Genomic DNA, 24,460 nt, shown 5'->3' with positions numbered 1-24,460 from the left:
TTTGTCTGCTTATCCTGGCGAGTCTGAAAAAGCAGGTTATGCTAAATAGTGTTAGGCGGATGTTTTAGCCTGTTATAAATCGAGGTTTGAATAGCATTAATTGCTAAAGGAGAATAATCATGAAAAAGACAGCTGCAATCATTTCTGCCTGTGCGTTGACCTTTGCCCTGAGCGCATGTTCTGGAAATAACTACGTAATGCATACCAACGATGGTCGATCTATCGTCTCTGAAGGGAAACCGACAACCGATAATGATACCGGGATGATTTCATACAAAGATGCTAACGGGAACAAACAGCAGATCAATCGCAGTGACGTGAAAGAGATGAAAGAAATCGAGCATTAACAGTTAGATAAGCGAAAAAAAAGCACCGCAAGTTGGCGGTGCTACATTAATCACTATGGACAGACAGGGTAAATGTACAGGAAGTGAAAAATTGGTAGCGTTGCTACCGTGGTCTGAATCGCAGACCAATTGCAAACACAACAACACAACATCACAACCGTAAGCCAAAAGCCCTTCAGAACACGCATTCCAAAAAAAGCTTTTCGTTCCGGCTCAGGAAGTGCCGCCACTATAGGTATTTGCTGGTAGTTCCTCAACGGACAAATTATAATGGCTCAGATAAAAAAAACTAATAGGTTAAACGTTGTTTCCTATATGTTAAATCTCGTTAACATCTAAGCCAGATAACCATGTCCAAGCGATTGCCACCCCTAAATGCATTACGTGTTTTTGATGCAGCAGCACGCCACCTCAGCTTCACCCGCGCAGCCGATGAGCTTTTTGTGACACAGGCCGCAGTAAGTCATCAAATCAAGTCTCTGGAGGATTTTCTGGGGCTTAAGCTGTTCCGTCGACGCAACCGTTCGTTGCTGTTGACCGAAGAAGGGCAGAGCTATTTTCAGGATATTAAAGAGATTTTCTCCCAGCTGACGGAAGCCACCCGTAAGCTTCAGGCACGGAGCGCAAAAGGCGCCCTGACTGTGAGTTTATTGCCCAGTTTTGCCATTCAGTGGCTGGTGCCGCGACTCTCAAGCTTTAACTCAACTTATCCGGGAATCGATGTCCGAATCCAGGCGGTGGACCGTCAGGAAGACAAGCTTGCAGACGATGTGGATGTGGCGATTTTTTACGGTCGTGGTAACTGGCCGGGCTTGCGTGTTGAAAAATTATACGCAGAATATCTGCTGCCGGTCTGTTCACCACTGCTGCTGACGGGGGAGAAAGCGCTCAAAACGCCCGCCGATCTGGCGCAACACACGCTTTTGCACGATGCGTCGCGTCGCGACTGGCAAACTTATACCCGCCAGTTAGGTCTTAATCATATAAACGTGCAGCAGGGGCCCATTTTTAGCCACAGCGCGATGGTGTTACAGGCTGCCATTCACGGGCAGGGCGTGGCATTAGCGAATAACGTCATGGCGCAGTCCGAAATTGAGGCAGGCCGTCTGGTTTGCCCATTTAACGATGTACTGGTCAGCAAGAATGCATTTTATCTGGTTTGTCATGACAGTCAGGCAGAACTGGGTAAAATAGCCGCTTTCCGGCAGTGGATACTGGCGAAAGCGGCAAGCGAGCAAGAAAAATTCCGCTTCAGGTATGAACAATAACGTTTGTGTGCCGGGCACGCATTAATTCAGGACTTAAACATGACCAGCCGATTCATGCTGATTTTCGCCGCGGTGAGTGGCTTTATTTTTGTAGCTCTGGGCGCGTTTGGCGCGCATGTCTTAAGCAAGTCTTTGGGCGTTGTGGAGATGGGCTGGATCCAGACCGGCCTTGAATATCAGGCGTTCCACACGCTGGCAATTTTTGGGCTGGCGGTGGCGATGCAGCGCCGTATCAGCATTTGGTTTTACTGGAGCAGCGTCTTTCTGGCGCTGGGTACCGTACTGTTCAGCGGCAGTCTCTACTGTCTGGCGCTGTCGCATTTACGCCTGTGGGCGTTTGTTACACCTGTCGGCGGCGTCAGCTTCCTGGCGGGTTGGGTTTTAATGTTTATCGGAGCTATCCGTCTGAAACGCAAGGGCGTTGTTCATGAATAAGGTTGTTTTATATTGTCGCCCGGGGTTTGAGAAAGAGTGCGCCGCGGAAATCACCGATAAAGCGGCGAAGCGTGAAGTCTTCGGATTCGCTCGCGTCAAAGAGAACGCGGGCTATGTGGTATTTGAATGCTATCAGCCTGATGATGCCGACAAGCTGGCGCGCGAACTGCCGTTCAGCTCGCTGATTTTCGCCCGTCAGATGTTTGTCGCGGGCGAACTGCTGAAAGATCTTCCGCCGGAAGATCGCATCACGCCGATTGTTGGCCTGTTGCAGGGCGTGGTGGAGAAGGGCGGCGATTTGCGCGTGGAAGTGGCTGACACCAATGAAAGCAAAGAGCTGATGAAGTTCTGCCGTAAGTTTACCGTGCCGCTCCGCGCGGCACTGCGTGATGCGGGTGTGCTGACAAACTACGAAACGCCAAAGCGTCCAGTCGTGCATATCTTCTTTATAGCGCCAGGATGTTGCTACACCGGCTACTCGTATACCACCAATAACTCGCCGTTCTTTATGGGGATCCCGCGTCTGCGCTTCCCGTCAGACGCGCCGAGCCGTTCAACCCTGAAGCTGGAAGAGGCGTTCCACGTCTTTATCCCGGCGGACGAGTGGGACGAACGTCTGGCAAACGGCATGTATGCCGTCGATCTTGGCGCGTGCCCGGGCGGCTGGACCTATCAGCTGGTGAAACGCAACATGTGGGTTTCGTCTGTGGATAACGGCCCGATGGCGCAAAGCCTGATGGACACCGGGCAGGTCACCTGGCTGCGTGAAGATGGTTTCCGCTACCGTCCTACCCGTAACAACATCTCCTGGATGGTGTGCGACATGGTAGAAAAACCGGCGAAAGTCGCGGCGCTGATGGCCTCCTGGCTGGTGAACGGCTGGTGTCGTGAGACGATTTTCAACCTCAAGCTGCCGATGAAAAAGCGTTACGAAGAGGTGTCGCAGAACCTGGCTTATATTCAGCAGCAACTGGACGAACACGGGATTAACGCGGAAATCCAGGCGCGTCAGCTGTATCACGACCGTGAAGAAGTGACGGTGCATATCCGTCGCTGGTGGGCGGCCGTGGGTGGGCGTCGCGACGAGCGATAACGTTTGTAACGCCCGGTGGCGCTGTGCTTACCGGGCCTACAAAATCGTGTAGTTGTTTTAACGTTCTAACCTTAACTGCTGTAAATTCCCGTCCAGCTGTAAATCCGTCTGTAGCGTTGCGATTTCCCGGCAGATAAACGCCATCTCTTTATTCGCCTCCAGCTTCTTGCGCCATTTTTCCGGCACTTCCTCAAGCCTTGCGTAAATCCCTTCCAGATTCTGAAACTCCGTCAGCAGCTGTGCGGCACTTTTGGGTCCAATACCGGCGACACCCGGCACTCTGGAGCTGCTGATCCCCGCCAGCCCCCAGTAATCCGGCAATTGCTCAGGCGATACGCCAAACTCGCTGGCAATAAATGGTGCGTCCAGCCAGCGTTTTTGAAAGTAGTCGCGGATGCGGACCGTTGGAGAGAGCAGCTGGCAGTAGCCTTTGTCGGTTGAAACGATAGTCGCCTGATGCCCGGCGCTCGCGACTTTAACCGCCAGCGTTGCGGCTAAATCGTCAGCCTCATTACCGTGTGCGCCCCAGCACGGAACGCCGCGCTGTTCAAAGGCCGTGCGTATAACGGGCATTTCGGCGTGCAGATCGTCCGGCATCGGCGCACGCCCGGCTTTGTAGTCCGGCAGGCGCTGGTGCCGCCAGCCGGTATTGCGTGCTTCATCGTCGAATACGGCAACAGCGTGGGTGGGTTCGCTATGGCGAATGAGCTGCTCCAGCGCGTGTAAACAGGTGTCCTTGCAGGGGGTGCCCTGTACCGCGTGAATACGGCGAATCAGGTTAAGTGCATCGACGATAAGCAAATGAACGGCCACAGATAATCTCCCTTCTGTCTAATGGGGGAAGGGTAACACTGAGCGCAGCATGAAACTATGAATGGTGGGGAAAACAGGAAGAAGCCTCGCAAAACGAGGCTTCCTGAGAGGCTTAATCGCAGGTAACGATCTTCATCGCCAGGCCACCGCGGGAGGTTTCGCGGTATTTGGCGTTCATATCTTTACCGGTTTCGTACATGGTTTCGATAACCTTGTCGAGACACACGCGCGGTTCACTGGTGCGGCGCAGCGCCATACGGGCCGCGTTCACCGCTTTCACAGAGGCGATGGCGTTACGCTCAATGCATGGCACCTGGACCTGTCCGCCGACCGGATCGCAGGTCAGCCCCAGGTTATGTTCCATGCCGATTTCCGCCGCAATACAAACCTGCGCAGGACTTGCGCCAAGCAGTTCGGCCAGACCCGCCGCCGCCATAGAGCAGGCTACGCCCACTTCACCCTGACAGCCCACTTCCGCGCCGGAAATCGAGGCGTTCATCTTGTACAGTGAGCCAATCGCACTGGCGACCAGCATATACCGCGCGAGTGAGTTTGCATTCACTTCACGGATAAACTTGTCGTAATACGCCAGGACCGCCGGAACAATGCCGCACGCCCCGTTGGTTGGCGCGGTGACGACGCGGCCACCCGCGGCGTTCTCTTCGTTCACCGCCAGCGCGAACATGTTGATCCAGTCGACAACGGCCATCGGGTCGGTGGTGGTTTTGTCGGTGCTGACCAGCATGCGGCGCAGCGCAGCCGCACGACGTGGAACACGCAGTTTACCCGGCAGCACGCCTTCGGTGGTGATCCCGCGCTCAATGCCGCTGCGCATCACTTCCCAGACGTTTGCGAAGTGCTGTTCCAGCTCCTCTTTGCTGTGCAGGGCCAGCTCATTTTTCATCATCAGGCCGGAGAGAGATAGGCCTGTCTCCTGGCAGTGACGCTGTAAATCGGCCGCGTTTTTGTACGGGTACGGCACCTCAACGGCGGAGCCGTTGGTTTGACCAAAATGGTCTTCGTCGACGATAAACCCGCCGCCGATGGAGTAATACGTCTGGCTGTAAACCGCTTTATCGCCGACCAGCGCGGTAATGCGCATGCCGTTTTCGTGCAGCGACAGGTTATCCGCATGGAAATTCATGCAGTGGTCAACCGGAAATTCAACCTCATGCTCGCCGTTGGCCAGCAGCAAACGACCATGGGTGTTCACGTCCTGGATAAAGCCAGGAATGGAGTCAATATCAACGGTATCCGGCAGGTTACCCGCCAGCCCCATGATAATGGCAATATCGGTATGGTGGCCTTTACCGGTCAGGGAAAGGGAACCGTATACATCGACAACCACGCGGGTGATGTCGTGCAAAATGCCGCGTGCAATCAAGTCATCCGTGAATTGTTTACCGGCTTTCATTGGTCCGACGGTGTGAGAGCTGGAAGGACCAATACCGATTTTGAAGATATCGAATACGCTAATCATGATGCGTCCATTGCTTCAGTCAGAGGGGAGGAGTGCGCCATCCGAAGACGGCGCAGGAGGTATTAGCTGAACAGCGAGTAGAAAATAGCGGAGATGGCAATCAGACCCATCACAACAACGAACACGTTGCTGATATGGCCGCTGTATTTACGCATCGCTGGCACTTTCTGAATCGCGTACATCGGCATCAGGAACAGAATCATCGCGATAATCGGGCCGCCCAGGGTTTCAATCATGCCCAGAATGCTTGGGTTCAGGGTGGCTACCGCCCAGGTGGTCACCAGCATGAACAGCGCGGTGATTTTGTTCAGACGGTTGATTTCAATGCTCTTGCCTTTACCGCGCAGAGATTTAATCACCATACCGTTGAAGCCTTCACGTGCGCCCAGGTAGTGGCCCAGGAAGGATTTGGTGATGGCGATAATCGCGATGATCGGTGCCATCCACGCAATCAGCGGTGCGTTAAAGTGGTTTGCCAGATAGGACAGAATAGAGATGTTCTGCTCTTTCGCCGCCGCCAGATCCGCCGGGGAGAGGCTCAGCACGCAGCTGAACACGAAGAACATAACTGTCAGTACCATCATGATGTGTGCGCGAGCCAGGATGCTGGAGCACTTCTTCTCTGCTCCATTGCCGTACTCTTCACGCTTCGCCACCGCGAAGGAGGAGATGATTGGCGAGTGGTTGAAGGAGAACACCATTACCGGGATCGCCAGCCACAGGGTCAGTAGCAGGCCGTTACCGGTTGCGGATGCGCTGCTCAGAGACAGAGTTTCCAGCGCAGCGCCGTTCCACTGTGGGATCAGGTACAGCGCCAGCACCATCAGGGCTGCAACAAACGGGAATACCAGCACGCTCATCGCTTTGACAATCATCTGCTCGCCAAAGCGCACGATGGTCATCATACCGACGATCAGGATCAGGGACAGGATCGCACGCGGCGGCGGGGTCATCTGCAGCTGGTGCATCATGAAGCTTTCAACGGTGTTGGTGATAGCAACGCTATACACCAGCAGAATCGGGTAAATCGCGAAGAAGTAGAGCAGGGTAATCAGCTTACTTGCGCCGACGCCGAAGTGTTCTTCAACGACTTCAGTAATGTCTTCGCCCGGGTTTTTACCGGACAGCACGAAGCGGGTCAGGCCGCGGTGTGCAAAGAAGGTCATCGGAAAGGCGATGATGGCCATGATGATCAGCGGGATCAGACCGCCGACACCTGCGTTGATAGGAAGGAACAGTACACCAGCGCCGATTGCCGTGCCGTACAGGCCAAGCATCCACATGGTATCCGTTTTGCGCCAACCGCTTCGGGATTCAATCGAAGCAACGGTGCTGGTTTGAGTGGTTTCCATCTGTATCTCCTGGAGGAAGCAAATTGTCAGGTTTTTAGTCAAATCCGATGAAAAAGTGCCTGACGGTAATATGAAATTCGTTCAGTGACGGTTTTTTAATAATTTTTGCCCGTAACTATTGGCGGGCGGAAAGATACATTCTCGTTATGAATCTATCAGTGATCGCGATCCCAAATGCAATAATCCACTTATGATGTGGGCATATTTAGACCATTTATCTGTTAAAAAAACATCAAAGAGGATTTACGGGCGCGAAGGCTACCATTAACGACATGTTTTCGAAAAGGCTGACCCGCGAGATAGGTGTCTTTCGCTGTAAAGAAATAGGATTTTAGGATTTTCTGGCAGGTAATTTCGATTAAGGCTGATTATTTACGGTTTCAAAAATGAGGTAATCGTTTGCGCGGGCGCCAGATTTGTTAATAACATTGAAGATCGCTATGAATTACATCACTAATAAAAAAGCCGGATGACAATCCGGCTTGAGAGGAGGGAAAGGACGCTTTATTTGATGATTTCGTAACAGGGAATATAGGCAGAACCCGGAAGTTTCATGCGGTGCTGAGCCACAAAGCCCTGCAGCATGTCATCCATGCGGCGCATCATCTCCGGGTCACCGTGGATTTTATACGGCCCGAACTCCTCAATCGCGCGGATCCCCACCTCCTTCACGTTCCCCGCCACGATGCCAGAGAAGGCGCGACGCAGGTCAGCTGCCAGTACTTCCACCGGCTGATCCGGATAGAGTTTGAGGTTCGCCATGTTCTCATGCGACGGCTCGAAGGGGATCTGGAGATCCGGTGCGATACGGATGGACCAGTTAAAGCTGTAGGCATCCCCGGTATCACGACGGTTCTCTTTCACCAGCGGCATCGCTTTTTTCATCTGACGGGCCACTTCTGCGGCATCGTCAATAATAATGCGGTAGTGACGGCGCGCGTCTTCCCCCAGCGTATGCACGATAAATTCGTCCAGCACGCGGAAGTAGACGGCGCTCTCTTTCGGGCCGGTCAGGATCAGCGGCAGAACCTGATTTTTGTTGGCCGGGTTCATCAGGATCCCGAGCAGATAAAGCAGCTCTTCCGCCGTACCTACGCCGCCAGGGAAGATGATAATACCGTGCGCGATACGGACAAACGCCTCAAGACGTTTTTCGATATCAGGCATAATAATCAGTTCGTTAACCAGCGGGTTAGGCGGCTCAGCGGCGATGATTGACGGCTCGGTCATGCCGATAAAACGGCCTTCTTTATAGCGTTGCTGCGCGTGTCCTACTGCCGCGCCTTTCATCGGCGCTTCCATCGCGCCAGGACCGCAGCCGGTACAGATGTTCAGCTCGCGCAGGCCGAGCTGATTACCCACGCGGCGGGCGTACAGGTATTCGGTTTCGTTAATAGAGTGACCACCCCAGCAGACGACCATGTTCGGCGCTTCGCCAACGTGCAGGGCGCGGGCGTTACGCAGAATGGAGAAAACCAGGTTGGTGATATGAACGGAGCTTTCCAGATCGAGATGCTGGAAACGACCGGCGTTGCTGATCTGTCCGTTAACAAACAGGATGTCGCGCAGCACGGCAAAAAGGTTGGCCTGAAGTGAGCGAATAATACGCCCATCGACAAACGCCTCTTCCGGCGGGTTGATCACTTCCAGCTTCACCCCGCGCTCGCGGCGCAGCACATTGATATCAAAACTTTCGAAGCGGGACAGCAGCTCTTTACTGTTGTCGGTCAGGCTTCCGGAGTTCAGTACAGCAAGTGAACAGTTACGAAACAGTTGATACAGGTCGCTACTGGCGGTGCGTTTAAGCATGTCCACTTCCAGTTGCGACAACATATCCATAGAGCCAAGCGGGCTAATATGTGTAATCAAGTGAGCTCCTTATGGGACGATTATCGTCTTTCCCTGTTGATTACAATAGCCCTGGCTTATGACGTTTCACAACACTTCGGGCGGAATACCGCCCGCATATTGTGAAAATATTTATCTTACTGGCGCACCAGCCGTCCGGTGGCAGGCACAAAATCGGTATTGGTGCGCCATGGGTTAATGTCCAGGCCGCCGCGACGGGTATAGCGGGCATAAACGCTCAGCTTTTCGGGCTGGCAGAAACGCTGGATGTCATTGAAGATGCGTTCCACGCACTGCTCGTGGAATTCGTTGTGATGACGGAATGACACCAGGTAACGAAGCAGCTTTTCCCGGTCAATCTGCGGGCCGCGATACTGGATCTGTACCGAGCCCCAGTCCGGCTGATGGGTGATAAGGCAGTTGGATTTCAGCAGATGGCTGACCAGCGTTTCGTCGACCACTTTTCCGCCCGCCGCGTTTTCCAGATAGTCGGTGCTAAATTCGTAGCTCTCCACATCAATGTCCTGATCGTCGATGCAGGTGCCGTGGAAATGGGCGATGGGCTGACCTTCCAGCTCATGCAGACGGTATAACGAGACGGTTACGTTCCCCTGCGCGCACGCGCTTAAATCACGTTCAAGCGTCTGTTGTACCTCGTCCCAGCTGTTAAATTTGGTCTGGTTAAAGCTGTTGAGATAGAGCTTAAAGCTCTTGGATTCGACCAGGTTTACGCTGGCGTAATCCAGCTCGACATGGCCCACGGCCACCTGCGGCAGACCGCGCGCATTCAGCCAGGAGAGTTCGTACAGCGTCCAGATGTCACCGCCGACGAACGGCAGCGCGTCGGCATGAAGGCCAAGCGGATCGCGGTTCAGGCTGCGCGGCACACCCTGAAGCAGGCTTGCGTCGTAGGTGTCGCGGTAATCGGTCGATTTACCCAGCGTTAAGCCCGTTAACGCCTGATGATTTTCGTAAGACATGTTTCATAGCCACTTTACAGGTACACTTAGGGGCTGAGTTTATCCTGTCTTACAAGAAGAGAGAAATCGGTGGATATCGAAACTGCAAATGCCCTGACGTCCTTCACGACCCGCTATTGCGATGCCTGGCATGAAAAGCGGGGGACGTGGCCGCAAAGTACTGACTTATATGGCGTGCCGTCACCGTGCATTATCGCTTCGCAGGATGATTACGTTATCTGGCAACCGAAACCGTTCACGGGCGAGCAGAATGTAAATGCGGTTGAACGCGCAATGGACATTGTGATACAACCTGCGCTTCATGCAATTTATACCACGCAGTTTGCCGGGGATATGACTGCATGTTTTGCAGGACAGCCGCTGACGCTGCTGCAAACCTGGAGCGAAGACGATCTTCAACGCGTTCAGGAAAACCTCATTGGTCACCTGGTCACGCAAAAACGCCTTAAGCTCTCCCCGACTCTCTTTATTGCGACGCTCGACAGTGAACTGGACGTCATTTCAGTCTGCAACCTGTCTGGCGAGGTCATTAAAGAGACGCTCGGCACCCGCAATCGCGACGTTCTCGCGCCTTCTCTTGCGGATTTTCTTACCCGACTTGAGCCGCTTCTGTAATCCATGATGCTACTGGACGTGTGAGAGATCTCTTACACGCACTGTGAGACATCGCCGAAACAATTAGCTTTGTCTTAGGGATTTCAGATTAATATTAACTTCCCTTTCAACAGGTTAGCGATTTCCTGAAACGATTATCCCCGTTTCGCCAGGCTTACCTTGCTCACAGGGTGGGTTGTAAGACGAGGCAGAATAGCGGATTCTATCTGTGTCGACAGGATGCCGACGCGAGAAACGAACATCAGGATGATGGCGTTTCTCACCAGGAACACGTCAGGACGACGCCGCAGGAAGGCTTCAGGATGAAGCAAAGTGGATCACGCAGGATGCGTAAGGGACACCTCCAGGAAGGAGAACGTGAGCCGGTCAGGATGGTCGGTGGGTCAGGATGGCCAGGACGAAACCTACACGTCAGGATGATGTGAGCAGGAAGCAAAAGGTAAAGGGATGACCAGGCCTTCGGGCATCAGGAAAAGTTGTCACGGATGAGCAGGGAGCACGTATTGTAGCTGGAATGCTGCGAAACGAACCGGGAGCACTGTTTTTACAGTGCTCCCTTTTTTTATTTCTGTCTTCCGCAATGCTATGCTTCGCGCCATTCCGTTTTTCAGTTGAGGTTACTATGACGCATCACGATAGCGTTCGTGCGCAGTTGCACGCCATCGAAGCCCTTATGCGCCAGCATCAGCTGTGGCAGGAAAGTGCGCCGCAGCCAGACGCGTTCGCCAGCACCCAGCCGTTTTGTCTGGATACGCTGTCTCCATTCGAATGGCTCCAGTGGGTATTAATTCCGCGCATGCACGCGCTGCTGGAAGGGGGACACGCGTTGCCCCAGGCGTTTGCCGTCTCTCCCTATTACGAAATGGCGCTGGAGGCGACCCACCCGGCGCGCGACGTTATGCTGGTTGAGCTGGAAAAGCTGGATGGGCTTTTCGCCGGTGACGATGCATGACGCTTGAGATCCTGTATCAGGATGAGTGGCTGGTGGCGGTGAATAAACCGTCCGGCTGGCTGGTACACCGAAGCTGGCTCGATCGCGATGAGAAAGTGGTTGTTATGCAAACCGTGCGCGACCAAATCGGTCAGCACGTCTTTACTGCCCACCGTCTGGATCGGCCAACCTCTGGCGTTCTGCTGATGGGGCTTTCCAGTGAGGCCGGGCGCCTGCTGTCGCAGCAGTTTGAACAGCACCAGATCCAGAAGCGCTACCACGCCATTGTGCGCGGCTGGCTGACGGATTCCGCCACGCTGGATTATCCGCTGGTGGAGGAACTGGATAAAATCGCCGATAAATTTGCCCGCGAAGATAAAGGTCCGCAGCCTGCGGTGACCGACTATCGCGGTATGGCGACCACAGAACTGCCGGTGGCGACCAGCAAATTTTCGACCACGCGATACAGTCTGGTTGAGCTTTTGCCCAAAACCGGGCGCAAGCACCAGCTTCGCCGCCACCTTGCACATCTGCGCCACCCAATTATCGGCGACAGCAAGCACGGCGATCTGCGGCAGAACCGCAGCGCGGCAGAGCACTTTGGCTGTAACCGACTGATGCTGCACGCCAGCGAGCTAAGCCTGACGCACCCGTTTACCGGCGAACCGCTGACTATTCGCGCGGGGCTGGACGAGGTCTGGATGCAGGCGCTGTCACAGTTTGGCTGGCTGGGACAACTCCCCGAAAATGAAAGGGTTGAGTTTGCCGCAGGCAACGTTCAGGATGAACAGCAAGCGCAATAATTACGGGAGCAAAGCATGGCTGAAGTAGGTATTTTTGTCGGCACGATGTACGGCAACTCGCTGCTGGTTGCGGAGGAAGCAGAAGCAATCCTCGTCAATCAGGGCCATAAAGCAACGGTCTATGAAGACCCGGAGCTGGCGGACTGGGAAAAGTATAAAGATAAATACATTCTGGTGGTGACCTCCACCACCGGGCAGGGCGATCTCCCGGACAGCATCGTCCCGCTTTTCCAGGGCATTAAAGACCAGCTTGGCTATCAGCCAGATGTTCACTATGGCATCATCGCCCTAGGCGATAGCTCTTACGCCAATTTCTGCGGCGGCGGTAAGCAGTTCGACGCGCTGTTGCAGGAACAGCACGCTCAGCGGGTCGGCGAGATGTTACTGATTGATGCTGGCGAGCACCCCGAACCGGAAAGCGAGTCAAATCCCTGGGTTGAACATTGGGCCACGCTCCTGAACTAACCCTGTACTATACGAGCTATAGGCCGGGTAGGGCGTAGCCGCCACCCGGCAACGAAGCTGCACCATATCCTCAATTCCGTGAAGTATCTTCCACCACTTTGGGCTTATGCCCCAAACCACGTTCCCCACGCCCGTCAATGTTGTGTTCCTGCACGGTGAGAGAACCGGTCACTCCTTCATATACTTTTCCCGTCACTATAAAACGGCTTCGGGCCGTACCAAAACCAAACACAAATCTCTCATTCTGATTACCCTACAGGTGCTGTACAGAATGAACCAGGCGAAAGCTATGTTTCAGGAGTGCAACAATGAGTACATTAAGCCACGCGGCGAGCAGCGCTGAGAAGCGCACCAACGCCCGATACTGGATAGTGGTGATGCTGTTTATCGTCACCTCTTTCAACTACGGCGACCGTGCCACGTTATCCATTGCCGGCTCTGAGATGGCAAAGGACATCGGACTTGATCCGGTGGGTATGGGTTATGTTTTCTCCGCATTTTCATGGGCCTACGTAATCGGCCAAATCCCTGGCGGCTGGCTGCTGGACCGCTTTGGCTCAAAACGGGTCTATTTCTGGTCCATTTTCATCTGGTCGATGTTTACCCTGTTACAGGGCTTCGTGGATATCTTCAGCGGCTTCGGCATTATCATTGCGCTCTTTACCCTCCGCTTCCTGGTGGGTTTAGCGGAAGCGCCATCTTTCCCGGGCAACAGCCGCATTGTGGCCGCCTGGTTCCCGGCGCAGGAGAGGGGAACGGCGGTAGCAATCTTTAACTCGGCGCAATACTTTGCGACGGTTATTTTCGCGCCAATTATGGGCTGGCTGACGCACGAAGTGGGCTGGTCGCACGTCTTCTTCTTCATGGGCGGGCTGGGGATCGTCATCAGCTTTATCTGGCTGAAAGTGATCCACGAACCAAACCAGCACCCGGGCGTGAACAAGAAAGAGCTGGACTACATTGCTGAAGGCGGGGCGCTGATCAACATGGATCAGAAAACCCAGAAAGCAAAAGTCCCGTTCAGCCAGAAATGGGGGCAGATCAAACAGCTCGTCGGCTCACGGATGATGATCGGTATCTATCTCGGCCAGTACTGCATTAACGCCTTAACCTACTTCTTCATCACCTGGTTCCCGGTTTACCTGGTGCAGGCGCGCGGGATGTCGATTCTGAAGGCGGGTTTTGTCGCCTCTGTGCCAGCCATCTGCGGCTTCGTGGGCGGGGTGCTCGGCGGGGTCATCTCCGACTGGCTGATGCGTCGCACCGGTTCGCTGAATATTGCGCGTAAAACGCCAATCGTGCTCGGCATGCTGCTCTCCATGACCATGGTGTTCTGTAACTACGTCAGCGCGGAGTGGATGATTATCGGCTTTATGGCGATGGCCTTCTTCGGTAAAGGCATTGGCGCGCTGGGCTGGGCGGTGATGGCAGATACCGCGCCGAAAGAGATCAGCGGCCTGAGCGGCGGTCTGTTCAACATGTTTGGCAACATTTCCGGCATTGTCACCCCAATCGCTATCGGTTACATCGTCGGCACCACCGGCTCCTTCAATGGTGCGCTGATTTATGTAGGCGTCCATGCGCTGGTGGCGGTACTCAGTTACCTGGTGCTGGTGGGGGACATCAAACGAATCGAACTGAAACCTGTTGGGGAGCGCGGATGATGACAACGCAATCAAGCCCGATCGTGACGGAGATGAAAGTCATCCCGGTGGCGGGTCAGGACAGCATGCTGCTCAACATTGGCGGCGCGCATAACGCCTGGTTCACCCGCAACATCGTGGTGCTGACCGACAGCGCAGGGAATACCGGCGTCGGGGAAGCGCCTGGCGGAGAGGTGATTTACCAGACGCTGGTCGACGCCATCCCGCAGGTGGTTGGGCAGGAGGTCGCCCGCCTGAACAAGGTGGTTCAGCGGGTGCATAAGGGCAACCAGTCGGCTGATTTTGATACCTTCGGCAAAGGCGCCTGGACGTTTGAACTGCGCGTTAACGCGGTGGCGGCGCTGGAGGCGGCTCTCCTTGATTTACTGGGCAAGGCGCTGAATGTGCCGGTCTGCGAACTGCTGGGGCCAGGCAAACAGCGTGATGCGGTAACGGTGCTGGGCTATCTGTTCTACGTTGGCGACCGGACGAAAACCGATCTGCCGTATCTGGAACGCTCGCCGGGCAGCCACGCGTGGTATCACCTGCGTCATCAGGAAGCGCTCTCTGGCGAGGCGGTGGTACGCCTGGCAGAGGCGGCGCAGGATCGCTACGGCTTTAAAGACTTCAAGCTGAAAGGCGGCGTTCTGCCGGGCGAACAGGAGATTGACAGCGTGCGCGCGTTGAAAAAACGCTTCCCGGAGGCACGCATCACCGTCGATCCGAACGGCGCCTGGCGGCTGGATGAAGCTATCGCGCTGTGCAAAGGACTGGGCGACGTGCTGACCTACGCGGAAGATCCGTGCGGCGCCGAGCAGGGCTTTTCTGGCCGCGAGGTGATGGCCGAATTCCGCCGCGCTACCGGGCTGCCGGTTGCGACCAACATGATCGCCACTAACTGGCGCGAAATGGGCCACGCGGTGATGCTGAATGCGGTGGACATACCGCTGGCTGATCCGCACTTCTGGACCCTTTCCGGCGCGGTGCGCGTGGCGCAGCTGTGCGATGACTGGGGGCTCACCTGGGGCTGCCACTCCAATAACCATTTCGACATTTCGCTGGCGATGTTTACCCACGTTGGCGCGGCGGCGCCGGGTAACCCGACCGCCATCGATACGCACTGGATCTGGCAGGAAGGCGAAGCGCGCCTGACCAAAAATCCACTTGAAATCAAAAACGGCACCATTGCCGTACCGGATGCCCCGGGGCTGGGCGTGGAGCTTGACTGGGATCAGATCCACAAGGCGCATGAAGCGTATAAAAAACTGCCGGGCGGCGCGCGCAACGACGCAGGCCCGATGCAGTACCTTATCCCCGGCTGGACATTTGACCGTAAGCGCCCTGTATTTGGACGTCACTGATAAAAGGATCGAACGATGAGCACATTTTCTACCCCTGTAGTCACCTCCATGCAGATCATTCCTGTCGCGGGACATGACAGCATGCTGATGAACCTGAGCGGCGCCCATGCGCCGTTCTTCACCCGTAATATTGTGGTGATCAAGGACAACTCAGGGCATACCGGTGTCGGTGAAATCCCGGGCGGGGAGAAGATCCGTAAAACGCTGGAGGACGCCATTCCGCTGGTGGTGGGTAAAACGCTGGGCGAGTACAAAAATGTGCTGACCAGCGTGCGTACGACCTTTGCCGATCGTGATGCGGGTGGCCGTGGTCTGCAAACGTTTGATCTGCGTACCACTATCCATGTGGTCACGGGCATTGAAGCCGCGATGCTGGATCTGCTAGGCCAGCATCTGGGCGTCAATGTCGCCTCCCTGCTGGGCGACGGCCAGCAGCGCAGCGAAGTGGAAATGCTCGGCTACCTGTTCTTTATCGGCAACCGCAAACTCACCCCGCTGCCGTACCAGAGCCAGCCGGACGAAAAATGCGACTGGTATCGTGTGCGTCACGATGAAGCGATGACCCCGGATGCGGTGGTGCGCCTGGCTGAAGCCGCGTATGAAAAATATGGCTTTAATGACTTCAAGCTGAAAGGCGGCGTACTGGCGGGTGAAGAAGAAGCTGAGGCGATTGCCGCGCTGGCGAAGCGCTTCCCGCAGGCGCGCGTCACGCTGGATCCGAACGGTGCCTGGTCGCTTGAAGAGGCGATCAAAATTGGTAAGCAGCTCAAAGGCGTGCTGGCCTACGCGGAAGATCCGTGCGGCGCAGAGCAGGGGTTCTCTGGACGTGAAGTGATGGCGGAGTTCCGTCGCGCCACCGGGCTGCCAACCGCCACCAACATGATCGCGACCGACTGGCGCCAGATGGGGCACACGCTCTCGCTGCAATCGGTGGACATTCCGCTGGCAGACCCGCACTTCTGGACGATGCAGGGCTCGGTTCGCGTGGCGCAGATGTGCCATGAGTTCGGCCTGACCTGGGGCTCGCACTCCAACAACCACTTCGACATCTCGCTGGCGATGTTCACCCACGTAGCGGCTGCTGCGCCGGGCAACATTACCGCTATCGACACCCACTGGATCTGGCAGGAGGGCAATCAGCGCCTGACCAAACAGCCGTTTGAGATCAAGGGGGGGATGGTGCAGGTTCCAGCTACGCCGGGGCTGGGCGTTGAACTGGATATGGATCAGGTCATGAAAGCGCACGAGCTTTACCAGAAACACGGGCTGGGCGCACGTGATGATGCGCTGGCGATGCAGTACCTGATCCCAGAGTGGTCATTCGACAATAAACGTCCGTGCATGGTACGATAAGCCAACTGGGACCGCTCCCATGAGTGGTCCCTTACGTGGTGTATGCTTAACGTAACTAACATGCGTAAGGATGGCTTATGAAAATTGTTATCGCTCCGGACTCGTATAAGGAAAGCTTGAGCGCGCTGGAGGTGGCGACAGCGATAGAGGTCGGTTTTCGCGAAATTTTCCCCTCAGCGGAGTACGTCAAATTACCGGTTGCCGATGGTGGCGAAGGGACGGTGGAAGCGATGGTGGCAGCCACCCATGGGCGTCTTGTCCATGTTCCCGTTACCGGGCCTTTGGGAGAACGCGTGGAAGGGTTTTTCGGGTTATCCGGAGACGGGAAAAGCGCGTTTATCGAGATGGCGGCCGCGAGTGGTCTGGAGCTTGTTGCTCCTGCAAAGCGTAACCCGTTAATCACCACCTCGTGGGGAACCGGGGAACTGATCCGTCATGCGCTGGATGCGGGCGTTAAGCATATCATTATTGGCATTGGAGGAAGCGCGACCAATGACGGTGGCGCAGGCATGGTGCAGGCGCTGGGCGTAAAACTGCTGGATGCGAAAGCACAGCCCGTTGGGCCGGGCGGCGGCGAACTGGCAAGCCTTGCGCATATCGATCTTAGTGGGCTGGATGAGCGGCTGGCAGACTGTCGAATTGAAGTGGCCTGCGATGTGACCAACCCCCTGATTGGCGAGACTGGCGCTTCTGCGGTATTCGGTCCGCAGAAAGGGGCGACGCCGGAGATGGTCAGGACGCTGGACAACGCGCTTGCGCATTACGCAAACATTATCGCCAGGGACCTGGACATTGACGTCTTAAACCTGGCGGGGGGCGGAGCAGCTGGCGGAATGGGGGCGGCGCTGTATGCATTTTGCGGGGCACAGCTTCGTCGGGGGATTGAGATTGTCACCGATGCCCTGCATCTCGATGAACAGGTCGCGGACGCCGATCTGGTGATCACGGGCGAAGGGCGTATCGACAGCCAGACGATCCACGGCAAAGTGCCCGTTGGCGTGGCGAGAGTCGCGAAACGCTATAACAAACCGGTTATCGGCATTGCCGGCAGCCTGACGGCGGATGTTGGCGTGGTGCACGAGCACGGACTGGATGCGGTATTCAGCGTGATTTACACCATCTGCTCGCTGGAGGATGCGCTGGAAAATGCGCAACAGAATGTACAGATGGCCGCAAGGAATATTGCGGCGGCCATAAAGGTGGGACAGGGGATGTCGCGTTAACGTTCGTGCTCCTGTAGGCCCGGTAAGCGAAGCGCCACCGGGCTTTTTCTTAGCTTCCCAACACCTTCATCGCTTCCCGCGTCACGTTGTCCATCTCGTCCAGCAGCTCCAGAAACTCCGGCTCAAGATCGGATTCTGGCGTACCCGCGCGGAGCTGCTGTTCAAGCAACTGGCAGAGATTTTTCAACCGCGGCACGCCGCTGTAGCCGCAGCTACCGTGCAGTTTATGGATGGCCTCCAGCAGCCCATCAGGGTTTTCGCCCACCAGCTGTTCTTCAACCTTGTTACGGATCTCAGGCAGGAAGTCCACCAGCATTTGCAGCATATCGCGGGCCAGATCGGCTTTGCCTGCTGCCTGGCGCAGCGCCAGTTGCCAGTCAAACGTGGCATTCTGGTTAACGCTGATTTCCGGCGATTCAGCTGAAATGGTGTACGTCCCGCCAATGTGCCCCGGTTTGTAGCGCAGCAGCAGGCTGTGCAGCTTCTCTTCATCAATCGGTTTCGCCAGATAATCGTTCATGCCCGCACCCAGCAGTTTCTCTTTTTGTCCCGCCATCGCGTGCGCCGTCACGGCAATCACGGGCGTCTGCTGCTGGTGCGGAAGCTGACGAATTAATTCGCAGGCGCGGATGCCATCCATGCCCGGCATCTGAATATCCATCAGGATCAGGTCAAACTGCATCTGTTTGGCTTGTTCTACGGCTTCGGCGCCGCTGGTACACAGCTCAACGTGCTGAACCTGATCCTCAAGCAGCACGCCAATCAGCTTAAGGTTTGCCGGGTTATCATCCACGGCCATCACTGTCATCGGCAGCTTATGTTCGTCGTTTTCCAGCGGCAGGGACTGATGCGTCAGACGGCAATATTCGGTCAACGCAGGTAACAGCCGTGTGGCGGTGAGGGGTTTCAGCAGACATGCCGCCGCCCCGTCGTTTTTAAGCTCTTCGGCGTTGATTTGGGCGTGGCACGGCAGAGCCAGCAGCAGGTAGTCCGTCATTGAGGCCGCCTTCGCCAGCCGTTCCTGCTGCATGGTCAGTTCTCCGGTAAACGTCACCGGAATCCCCAGCAAAAGAATATCGTAATGATCGTTCGCCAGCGCGGAGAAGGTCGGGCTGTAGACCACCTCCAGCGGCGTGCTGCTTAATACATCCAGCGTACACTGCGCCGCGGCGGCGTTCGGTTCCACATAGGCCAGACGCATCCCTTTCAGGCAGTCGGTGACCGGACCGTCGGTTTGCACGTTCGGATTAAGATCAAGATTGATATGGAACCAGAAGGTCGAGCCCCGGTTAGGCTGGCTGTGGAAGGAGATATCGCCTCCCATCTCTTTCACCAGCTTTTGGGTGATCACCAGACCCAGGCCCGTTCCGCCGTGCCGACGGGAAATGCTCGCATCGGCCTGGCGGAACGCCTGGAACAGACGCGACTGATCGCGCTCCGGAATGCCGATGCCGGTATCCCGGATCTGAACTTCAATCTGGACCTTATTATTACTGAGCGCCCTTTTTTCGACCAGAATGTCGATGTTGCCGCTCTCGGTGAACTTAATCGCGTTGCCCACCAGATTGGTGATGACCTGTTGCAGGCGCAGCGGGTCGCCAATGACATTATCCGGTACGTCATTTTTGATATTGAGCGTCAGTTCCAGCCCCTTATCATGCGAGGAGTGGGCGAGAAGCGTGACCACGTCATCCAGTGTGCTGCGCAGCGGGAAGGGGATACTCTCCAGAATCAGCTTGCCCGCTTCCAACTTCGAGAAGTCCAGTACGTCGTTAATAATGGTCAGCAGGTTGTTGGCTGAGCGTTCAATGGTATGCAGGTGGTCACGCTGGGTCGGATTGAGCTCGCTTTTGAGCGTCAGACGGGTGAAGCCAATCACCCCGTTCAGCGGCGTGCGCAGCTCATGCGACATGTTCGCCAGAAACTCAGACTTAATACGGGCCGCCTCCTGAGCGCGTTTTTTCGCCAGATCCAGCTCCACGTTCTGGATCTCCATCTGCTCCAGCGTTTCGCGCAGGTCAGAGGTGGCTTGGTCAACGTTGTGCTGCATCTCTTCGTGATAAGCCGCCAGCGACATCGCCATTGAGTTGATGCCGTTTTTCAGCATATCCAGCTCGCCGAGCATGAAGCCTTCCACGCGGCTGTCCAGCTGACCCCGGCGGATCCGGTCAACGGTATTCACCATGTTACGGATAGGCCCCGTGACGTCGCGCATCAGCCGCCAGCCGAAGATCAACGCGATGCCGATACAGAACAGCATCATCACGCCGGAGATGAATATTTCTTTGTACTGCTGGAGCCGCACCGACTTGAGATCCAGCTCCAGCGCCACATATCCCAGCATATTATTGCTGGACTTCGCATCGGACTGGGCGGATTCGTCGGGTGAATAGCTTTCTGAGATAATCGGCGTGCGCAGGATCATGATATCGCCGCGCCGCAGGACCGTGAGATGACGCGGGAAAGGGGTACCTTCCGGGATTTTCAGCGACGTGGGATCCAGATGGAAATTCGAGGTGACGAAAAGACGGTTATGCTCATCGTAAACGGAAATGGCGCGCACAATCTCTGAATGACGGCGGTGCAGCACGCTGATTAACTGACCAATGGATTCACGGTTTTGCAGGTTCATACCGTACTCGCTGGAGACGGCCAGCGGTTCGATAATGCTGGCCCCGGCATCTTCAAGCTGTCTCTGCAAATCGTTATAGCGATGCACCACAAAGAAAATGCTCAGCAGCAAACCGATGAGAACGGTAGGAGCGAGGATCAAAATCATCATGCGCGCGCGCAGGCTGTAGTTGGTCATGGAGTTCCGTTATGGGACAATCAGGCTAATTATGTTTATTTGAGAACAATCTCGGCGATGGCGCAATTCTACTCTGCAAAACGACGCGTGACGACGCGTCAGATCATAACTGTTGAAGCCTCTGACCTCGATCCTTTTGGACAGGGGGTAGCGCGTCACAAGGGTAAGACACTGTTTATCACAGGTTTGCTGCCAGGAGAACGCGCAGATATTACGCTGACGGAAGACAAACGCCAGTATGCGCGCGGCCAGGTCAAGCGCCGTCTTAATGATAGCCCGGAGCGCGTGACGCCTCGCTGCCCCCATTTTGGCGTTTGCGGAGGCTGTCAGCAACAGCATGCCAGCACAGAATTACAGCAAAAAAGTAAAAGCAACGCGCTGGCCCGCCTGCTAAAACATGACGTCAGTGACATCGTTGCTGACCAGCCGTGGGGCTACCGTCGCCGCGCTCGCCTGAGTCTAAGCTACCAGCCAAAAACTGAAAGGCTGGAGATGGGTTTTCGCAAAGCCAGCTCCAGCGATATCGTCTCCATCACGCAATGCCCTGTTTTGGTGCCCCAACTTGAGGCACTGCTCCCGGCCGTGCACCACTGTCTTGCATCGCTGGATGGTGTGCGTTCGCTGGGCCATGTCGAACTGGTGCTGGCCAACGGCGGCCCGCTGATGGTGCTGCGCCACACCGCACCGCTGTCCAGGGCAGATCGCGAAAAACTGGAACGCTTTTCGCATTCTCATGAGCTTGCGCTTTTCCTCGCGCCGCAAAGCGAGATACTTGAGCAGGTTAGCGGAGACGCGCCCTGGTATGCGTCAGACGGGCTACGCTTAACGTTCAGCCCGCGGGATTTTATCCAGGTCAATGACGGCGTGAACCAGCAGATGGTGGCGAACGCGCTGGCGTGGCTTGACGTCCAGCCCACCGATCGGGTGCTCGATCTGTTCTGCGGTATGGGTAACTTTACCCTGCCGCTGGCCCGCAAAGCCGCAAGCGTGGTCGGGGTGGAAGGCGTTGAGGCGTTGGTGGCGAAAGGCCAGGAGAACGCCCAACAGAACGGCTTGCAAAATGTGACATTCTTTCATCAAAATCTTGAGGATGATGTTACTCAGCAACCGTGGGCTAAGCAGGGCTTTGATAAGATCCTGCTCGATCCGGCGCGCGCAGGTGCGCCGGGCGTGATGCAGCATATAATTAAACTCGCGCCTGAACGCGTGGTCTATGTTTCCTGTAACCCGGCGACGCTGGCCCGTGACAGCGAAGCATTATTGAGCGGGGGTTACCAGATTCGGCGTCTGGCAATGCTGGACATGTTCCCGCACACTGGACATCTGGAATCAATGGTGTTGTTCGAGCACATCTAATGAGTTTGGCTTGTCGACTTCGACAGGCCCTTGTCCCTAAAGGAGAGGACGATGGTTGCGGTAAGAAGTGCACATTTAAATAAAGCTGGTGAGTTTGACCCTCAAAAATGGATCGCAAGTCTGGGGATTTCCAGCCAGCAGTCGTGTGAACGCTTAACCGAAACCTGGGCCTATTGTTTACGCACAACGCAGGGGCATCCGGACGCTGAACTGCTGTTGTGGCGCGGCGTGGAGATGGTTGAAATTCTCTCCATGCTTAACATGGATATCGAAACGCTACAGGCCGCGCTGCTGTTCCCACTGGCAGATGCTAACGTGGTGACGGAAGACGTGCTGCGTGAAAGCGTCGGCCAGTCCGTCGTGGCGCTCATCCACGGCGTGCGTGATATGGCCGCCATCCGTCAACTGAAAGCCGCGCAAACGGATTCTGTCTCTTCCGAGCAGGTGGATAACGTCCGCCGCATGCTGCTGGCGATGGTGGATGATTTTCGCTGCGTGGTTATCAAGCTGGCCGAACGGGTTGCCCATCTGCGCGAAGTGAAGGATGCCCCGGAAGACGAGCGCGTCCTGGCCGCCAAAGAGTGTACGAATATCTATGCGCCGCTGGCGAACCGTCTGGGTATCGGGCAACTGAAGTGGGAGCTGGAAGATTACTGCTTCCGCTATCTGCATCCGGCGGAATACAAACGCATTGCAAAATTGCTGCACGAACGCCGCATCGACCGCGAGCACTATATCGAGGAATTTGTCAGCGGGCTGCGCCAGTCGATGAAAGAGGAGAATGTGCGCGCCGAGGTCTACGGGCGTCCGAAGCACATCTACAGCATCTGGCGCAAAATGCAGAAGAAACACCTCGCCTTTGACGAGCTGTTTGACGTGCGCGCCGTGCGTATCGTGGCGGAGCGTCTCCAGGACTGCTACGCCGCGCTGGGGATAGTACATACTCACTTCCGCCATCTGCCGGATGAGTTCGATGACTACGTCGCGAACCCCAAACCGAATGGCTATCAGTCCATCCACACTGTGGTGCTCGGCCCCGGCGGCAAAACTGTGGAAATTCAGATCCGTACTAAACAGATGCACGAAGACGCCGAGCTGGGCGTCGCCGCGCACTGGAAGTACAAAGAAGGCACTTCCGGCGGCGCGCGCTCCGGTCACGAGGACCGTATCGCCTGGCTGCGTAAGCTGATTGCGTGGCAGGAGGAGATGGCCGACTCCGGCGAAATGCTCGACGAAGTGCGCAGTCAGGTCTTCGACGATCGCGTCTACGTCTTTACCCCGAAAGGGGATGTGGTTGATCTGCCGGCAGGCTCTACGCCGCTCGATTTCGCCTACCACATTCACAGCGACGTGGGGCACCGTTGCATCGGGGCGAAGATCGGCGGACGTATCGTACCGTTTACCTATCAGCTACAGATGGGTGACCAGATTGAAATCATCACCCAGAAGCAGCCAAACCCAAGCCGCGACTGGCTGAATCCAAACCTCGGTTACGTGACCACCAGCCGCGGGCGCTCTAAAATTCACGCCTGGTTCCGCAAGCAGGATCGTGACAAGAATATCCTTGCCGGTCGTCAGATCCTTGACGACGAGCTGGAGCATATCGGGATAAACCTGAAAGAGGCGGAGAAGTTCCTGCTGCCGCGCTACAACTTCAACGAGCTCGACGAACTGTTAGCGGCGATTGGCGGCGGCGATATCCGCCTGAACCAGATGGTGAACTTCCTGCAAGCGCAGTTCAACAAGCCAAGCCCGGCAGAGCAGGATGCGGCAGCGCTGAAACAGCTCCAGCAGAAAACCTACGCTCCGCAGCAGCGCAGCAAGGACAATGGCCGCGTGGTGGTTGAAGGGGTGGGTAACCTCATGCACCATATTGCCCGCTGCTGCCAGCCGATACCGGGTGACGATATTGTCGGCTTTATCACCCAGGGGCGCGGGATCTCAATTCACCGCTCCGACTGTGATCAGCTTGCTGAGCTGCAATCGCATGCGCCGGAACGTATCGTGGAAGCCGTCTGGGGTGAAAGCTACTCCGCTGGCTACTCGCTGGTGGTGCGCGTCACTGCCAACGACCGCAGTGGCCTGCTGCGCGACATCACCACGATTCTCGCCAACGAGAAGGTCAACGTGCTGGGCGTTGCCAGCCGCAGCGATACCCGCGAGCAGCTTGCCACCATCGATATGACCATCGAAATCTATAACCTGCAGGTGCTGGGCCGGGTGCTCGGTAAACTGAACCAGGTGCCGGATGTGATTGACGCGCGTCGTCTGCACGGCGGCTAAAC

20 protein-coding genes are annotated in these 24,460 nt (G+C 55.9%); 14 read left to right on the top strand and 6 right to left on the bottom strand.

Annotated elements, in window-relative coordinates; translation table 11 throughout:
- The first annotated feature begins 119 nt into the window (after positions 1–119).
- From ACQG2Q_RS18655 to rlmM, 4 genes are all read left to right on the top strand, one after another.
- Entirely contained in the window at positions 120–347 is a 228-nt protein-coding gene (locus ACQG2Q_RS18655; RefSeq protein ID WP_015571738.1) for a YgdI/YgdR family lipoprotein, read from the top strand.
- Between the two features lie 350 nt (positions 348–697).
- A complete protein-coding gene (gene gcvA / locus ACQG2Q_RS18650) occupies positions 698–1,615 on the top strand; it encodes a glycine cleavage system transcriptional regulator GcvA (protein WP_022649222.1) in 918 nt (305 codons plus the stop codon).
- Between the two features lie 39 nt (positions 1,616–1,654).
- Positions 1,655–2,050: a DUF423 domain-containing protein gene (locus tag ACQG2Q_RS18645; protein WP_003862756.1), complete on the top strand. Its 396-nt coding sequence runs from the start codon at positions 1,655–1,657 to the stop codon at positions 2,048–2,050.
- Complete coding sequence (rlmM, locus tag ACQG2Q_RS18640; RefSeq protein ID WP_022649221.1) at positions 2,043–3,143, top strand: 23S rRNA (cytidine(2498)-2'-O)-methyltransferase RlmM; 1,101 nt, start codon at positions 2,043–2,045, stop codon at positions 3,141–3,143. Before ACQG2Q_RS18645 ends, rlmM begins: the two co-directional genes overlap by 8 nt.
- A 57-nt stretch (positions 3,144–3,200) precedes the next feature.
- Here rlmM and xni read toward each other — a convergent pair whose 3' ends face one another.
- The 5 genes from xni to queF all read right to left on the bottom strand — a co-directional run bounded on the left by xni (position 3,201) and on the right by queF (position 9,616).
- Positions 3,201–3,956 (bottom strand): flap endonuclease Xni, encoded by a 756-nt coding sequence (xni, locus tag ACQG2Q_RS18635; protein WP_063147436.1) that lies wholly within the window; start codon positions 3,954–3,956, stop codon positions 3,201–3,203.
- 112 nt (positions 3,957–4,068) lie between these two features.
- The gene (locus tag ACQG2Q_RS18630) at positions 4,069–5,436 is read right to left on the bottom strand and encodes an L-serine ammonia-lyase (protein ID WP_022649219.1); all 1,368 of its coding nucleotides are present in this window, start codon (positions 5,434–5,436) and stop codon (positions 4,069–4,071) included.
- 62 nt (positions 5,437–5,498) lie between these two features.
- Positions 5,499–6,788 carry an HAAAP family serine/threonine permease gene (locus ACQG2Q_RS18625; protein WP_426759255.1) on the bottom strand — a complete coding sequence of 430 codons (1,290 nt, stop codon included), beginning with the start codon at positions 6,786–6,788 and terminating at the stop codon, positions 5,499–5,501.
- Positions 6,789–7,292: 504 nt separating this feature from the next.
- Positions 7,293–8,657, bottom strand: a complete 1,365-nt coding sequence (gene ppnN, locus ACQG2Q_RS18620; RefSeq protein WP_096216659.1) for a nucleotide 5'-monophosphate nucleosidase PpnN — start codon at positions 8,655–8,657, stop codon at positions 7,293–7,295.
- Between the two features lie 116 nt (positions 8,658–8,773).
- A complete protein-coding gene (gene queF / locus ACQG2Q_RS18615; protein WP_023298501.1) occupies positions 8,774–9,616 on the bottom strand; it encodes an NADPH-dependent 7-cyano-7-deazaguanine reductase QueF in 843 nt (280 codons plus the stop codon).
- Positions 9,617–9,685: 69 nt separating this feature from the next.
- Between queF and syd the strand changes: the two genes are divergently transcribed.
- From syd to ACQG2Q_RS18575, 8 genes are all read left to right on the top strand, one after another.
- Positions 9,686–10,231, top strand: a complete 546-nt coding sequence (gene syd, locus ACQG2Q_RS18610) for a SecY-interacting protein (RefSeq protein WP_022649215.1) — start codon at positions 9,686–9,688, stop codon at positions 10,229–10,231.
- 622 nt (positions 10,232–10,853) lie between these two features.
- The gene (locus ACQG2Q_RS18605; protein ID WP_032626018.1) at positions 10,854–11,183 is read left to right on the top strand and encodes a YqcC family protein; all 330 of its coding nucleotides are present in this window, start codon (positions 10,854–10,856) and stop codon (positions 11,181–11,183) included.
- The gene (gene truC / locus ACQG2Q_RS18600) at positions 11,180–11,965 is read left to right on the top strand and encodes a tRNA pseudouridine(65) synthase TruC (protein WP_058646255.1); all 786 of its coding nucleotides are present in this window, start codon (positions 11,180–11,182) and stop codon (positions 11,963–11,965) included. Before ACQG2Q_RS18605 ends, truC begins: the two co-directional genes overlap by 4 nt.
- Positions 11,966–11,980: 15 nt before the next feature.
- A complete protein-coding gene (locus ACQG2Q_RS18595) occupies positions 11,981–12,430 on the top strand; it encodes a flavodoxin (RefSeq protein ID WP_022649212.1) in 450 nt (149 codons plus the stop codon).
- Between the two features lie 308 nt (positions 12,431–12,738).
- Positions 12,739–14,094, top strand: a complete 1,356-nt coding sequence (gene gudP / locus ACQG2Q_RS18590) for a galactarate/glucarate/glycerate transporter GudP (RefSeq protein ID WP_003862734.1) — start codon at positions 12,739–12,741, stop codon at positions 14,092–14,094.
- Complete coding sequence (locus ACQG2Q_RS18585; protein WP_023298498.1) at positions 14,094–15,434, top strand: enolase C-terminal domain-like protein; 1,341 nt, start codon at positions 14,094–14,096, stop codon at positions 15,432–15,434. The genes gudP and ACQG2Q_RS18585 overlap by 1 nt, the downstream gene beginning before the upstream one ends.
- Positions 15,435–15,449: 15 nt before the next feature.
- On the top strand, positions 15,450–16,787 hold the full coding sequence (gene gudD / locus ACQG2Q_RS18580) for a glucarate dehydratase (RefSeq protein WP_046618678.1): 1,338 nt from the start codon (positions 15,450–15,452) through the stop codon (positions 16,785–16,787).
- A 77-nt stretch (positions 16,788–16,864) separates the two neighbouring features.
- The gene (locus ACQG2Q_RS18575; RefSeq protein WP_032626012.1) at positions 16,865–18,010 is read left to right on the top strand and encodes a glycerate kinase; all 1,146 of its coding nucleotides are present in this window, start codon (positions 16,865–16,867) and stop codon (positions 18,008–18,010) included.
- Between the two features lie 49 nt (positions 18,011–18,059).
- Here ACQG2Q_RS18575 and barA read toward each other — a convergent pair whose 3' ends face one another.
- Positions 18,060–20,819 (bottom strand): two-component sensor histidine kinase BarA, encoded by a 2,760-nt coding sequence (barA, locus tag ACQG2Q_RS18570; protein WP_032626010.1) that lies wholly within the window; start codon positions 20,817–20,819, stop codon positions 18,060–18,062.
- A 57-nt stretch (positions 20,820–20,876) separates the two neighbouring features.
- On the opposite strand from barA, the gene rlmD reads away from it, so the two are divergent.
- The gene (gene rlmD / locus ACQG2Q_RS18565) at positions 20,877–22,175 is read left to right on the top strand and encodes a 23S rRNA (uracil(1939)-C(5))-methyltransferase RlmD (protein WP_022649205.1); all 1,299 of its coding nucleotides are present in this window, start codon (positions 20,877–20,879) and stop codon (positions 22,173–22,175) included.
- A 51-nt stretch (positions 22,176–22,226) separates the two neighbouring features.
- A complete protein-coding gene (relA, locus tag ACQG2Q_RS18560) occupies positions 22,227–24,458 on the top strand; it encodes a GTP diphosphokinase (protein ID WP_063849458.1) in 2,232 nt (743 codons plus the stop codon).
- Positions 24,459–24,460: the final 2 nt, after the last annotated feature.

It is taken from the genome of Enterobacter cloacae complex sp. 370H10 (assembly GCF_050031535.1).
GTDB lineage: Bacteria > Pseudomonadota > Gammaproteobacteria > Enterobacterales > Enterobacteriaceae > Enterobacter > Enterobacter intestinihominis.
This window is presented reverse-complemented; position numbering and strand designations above follow the sequence as displayed.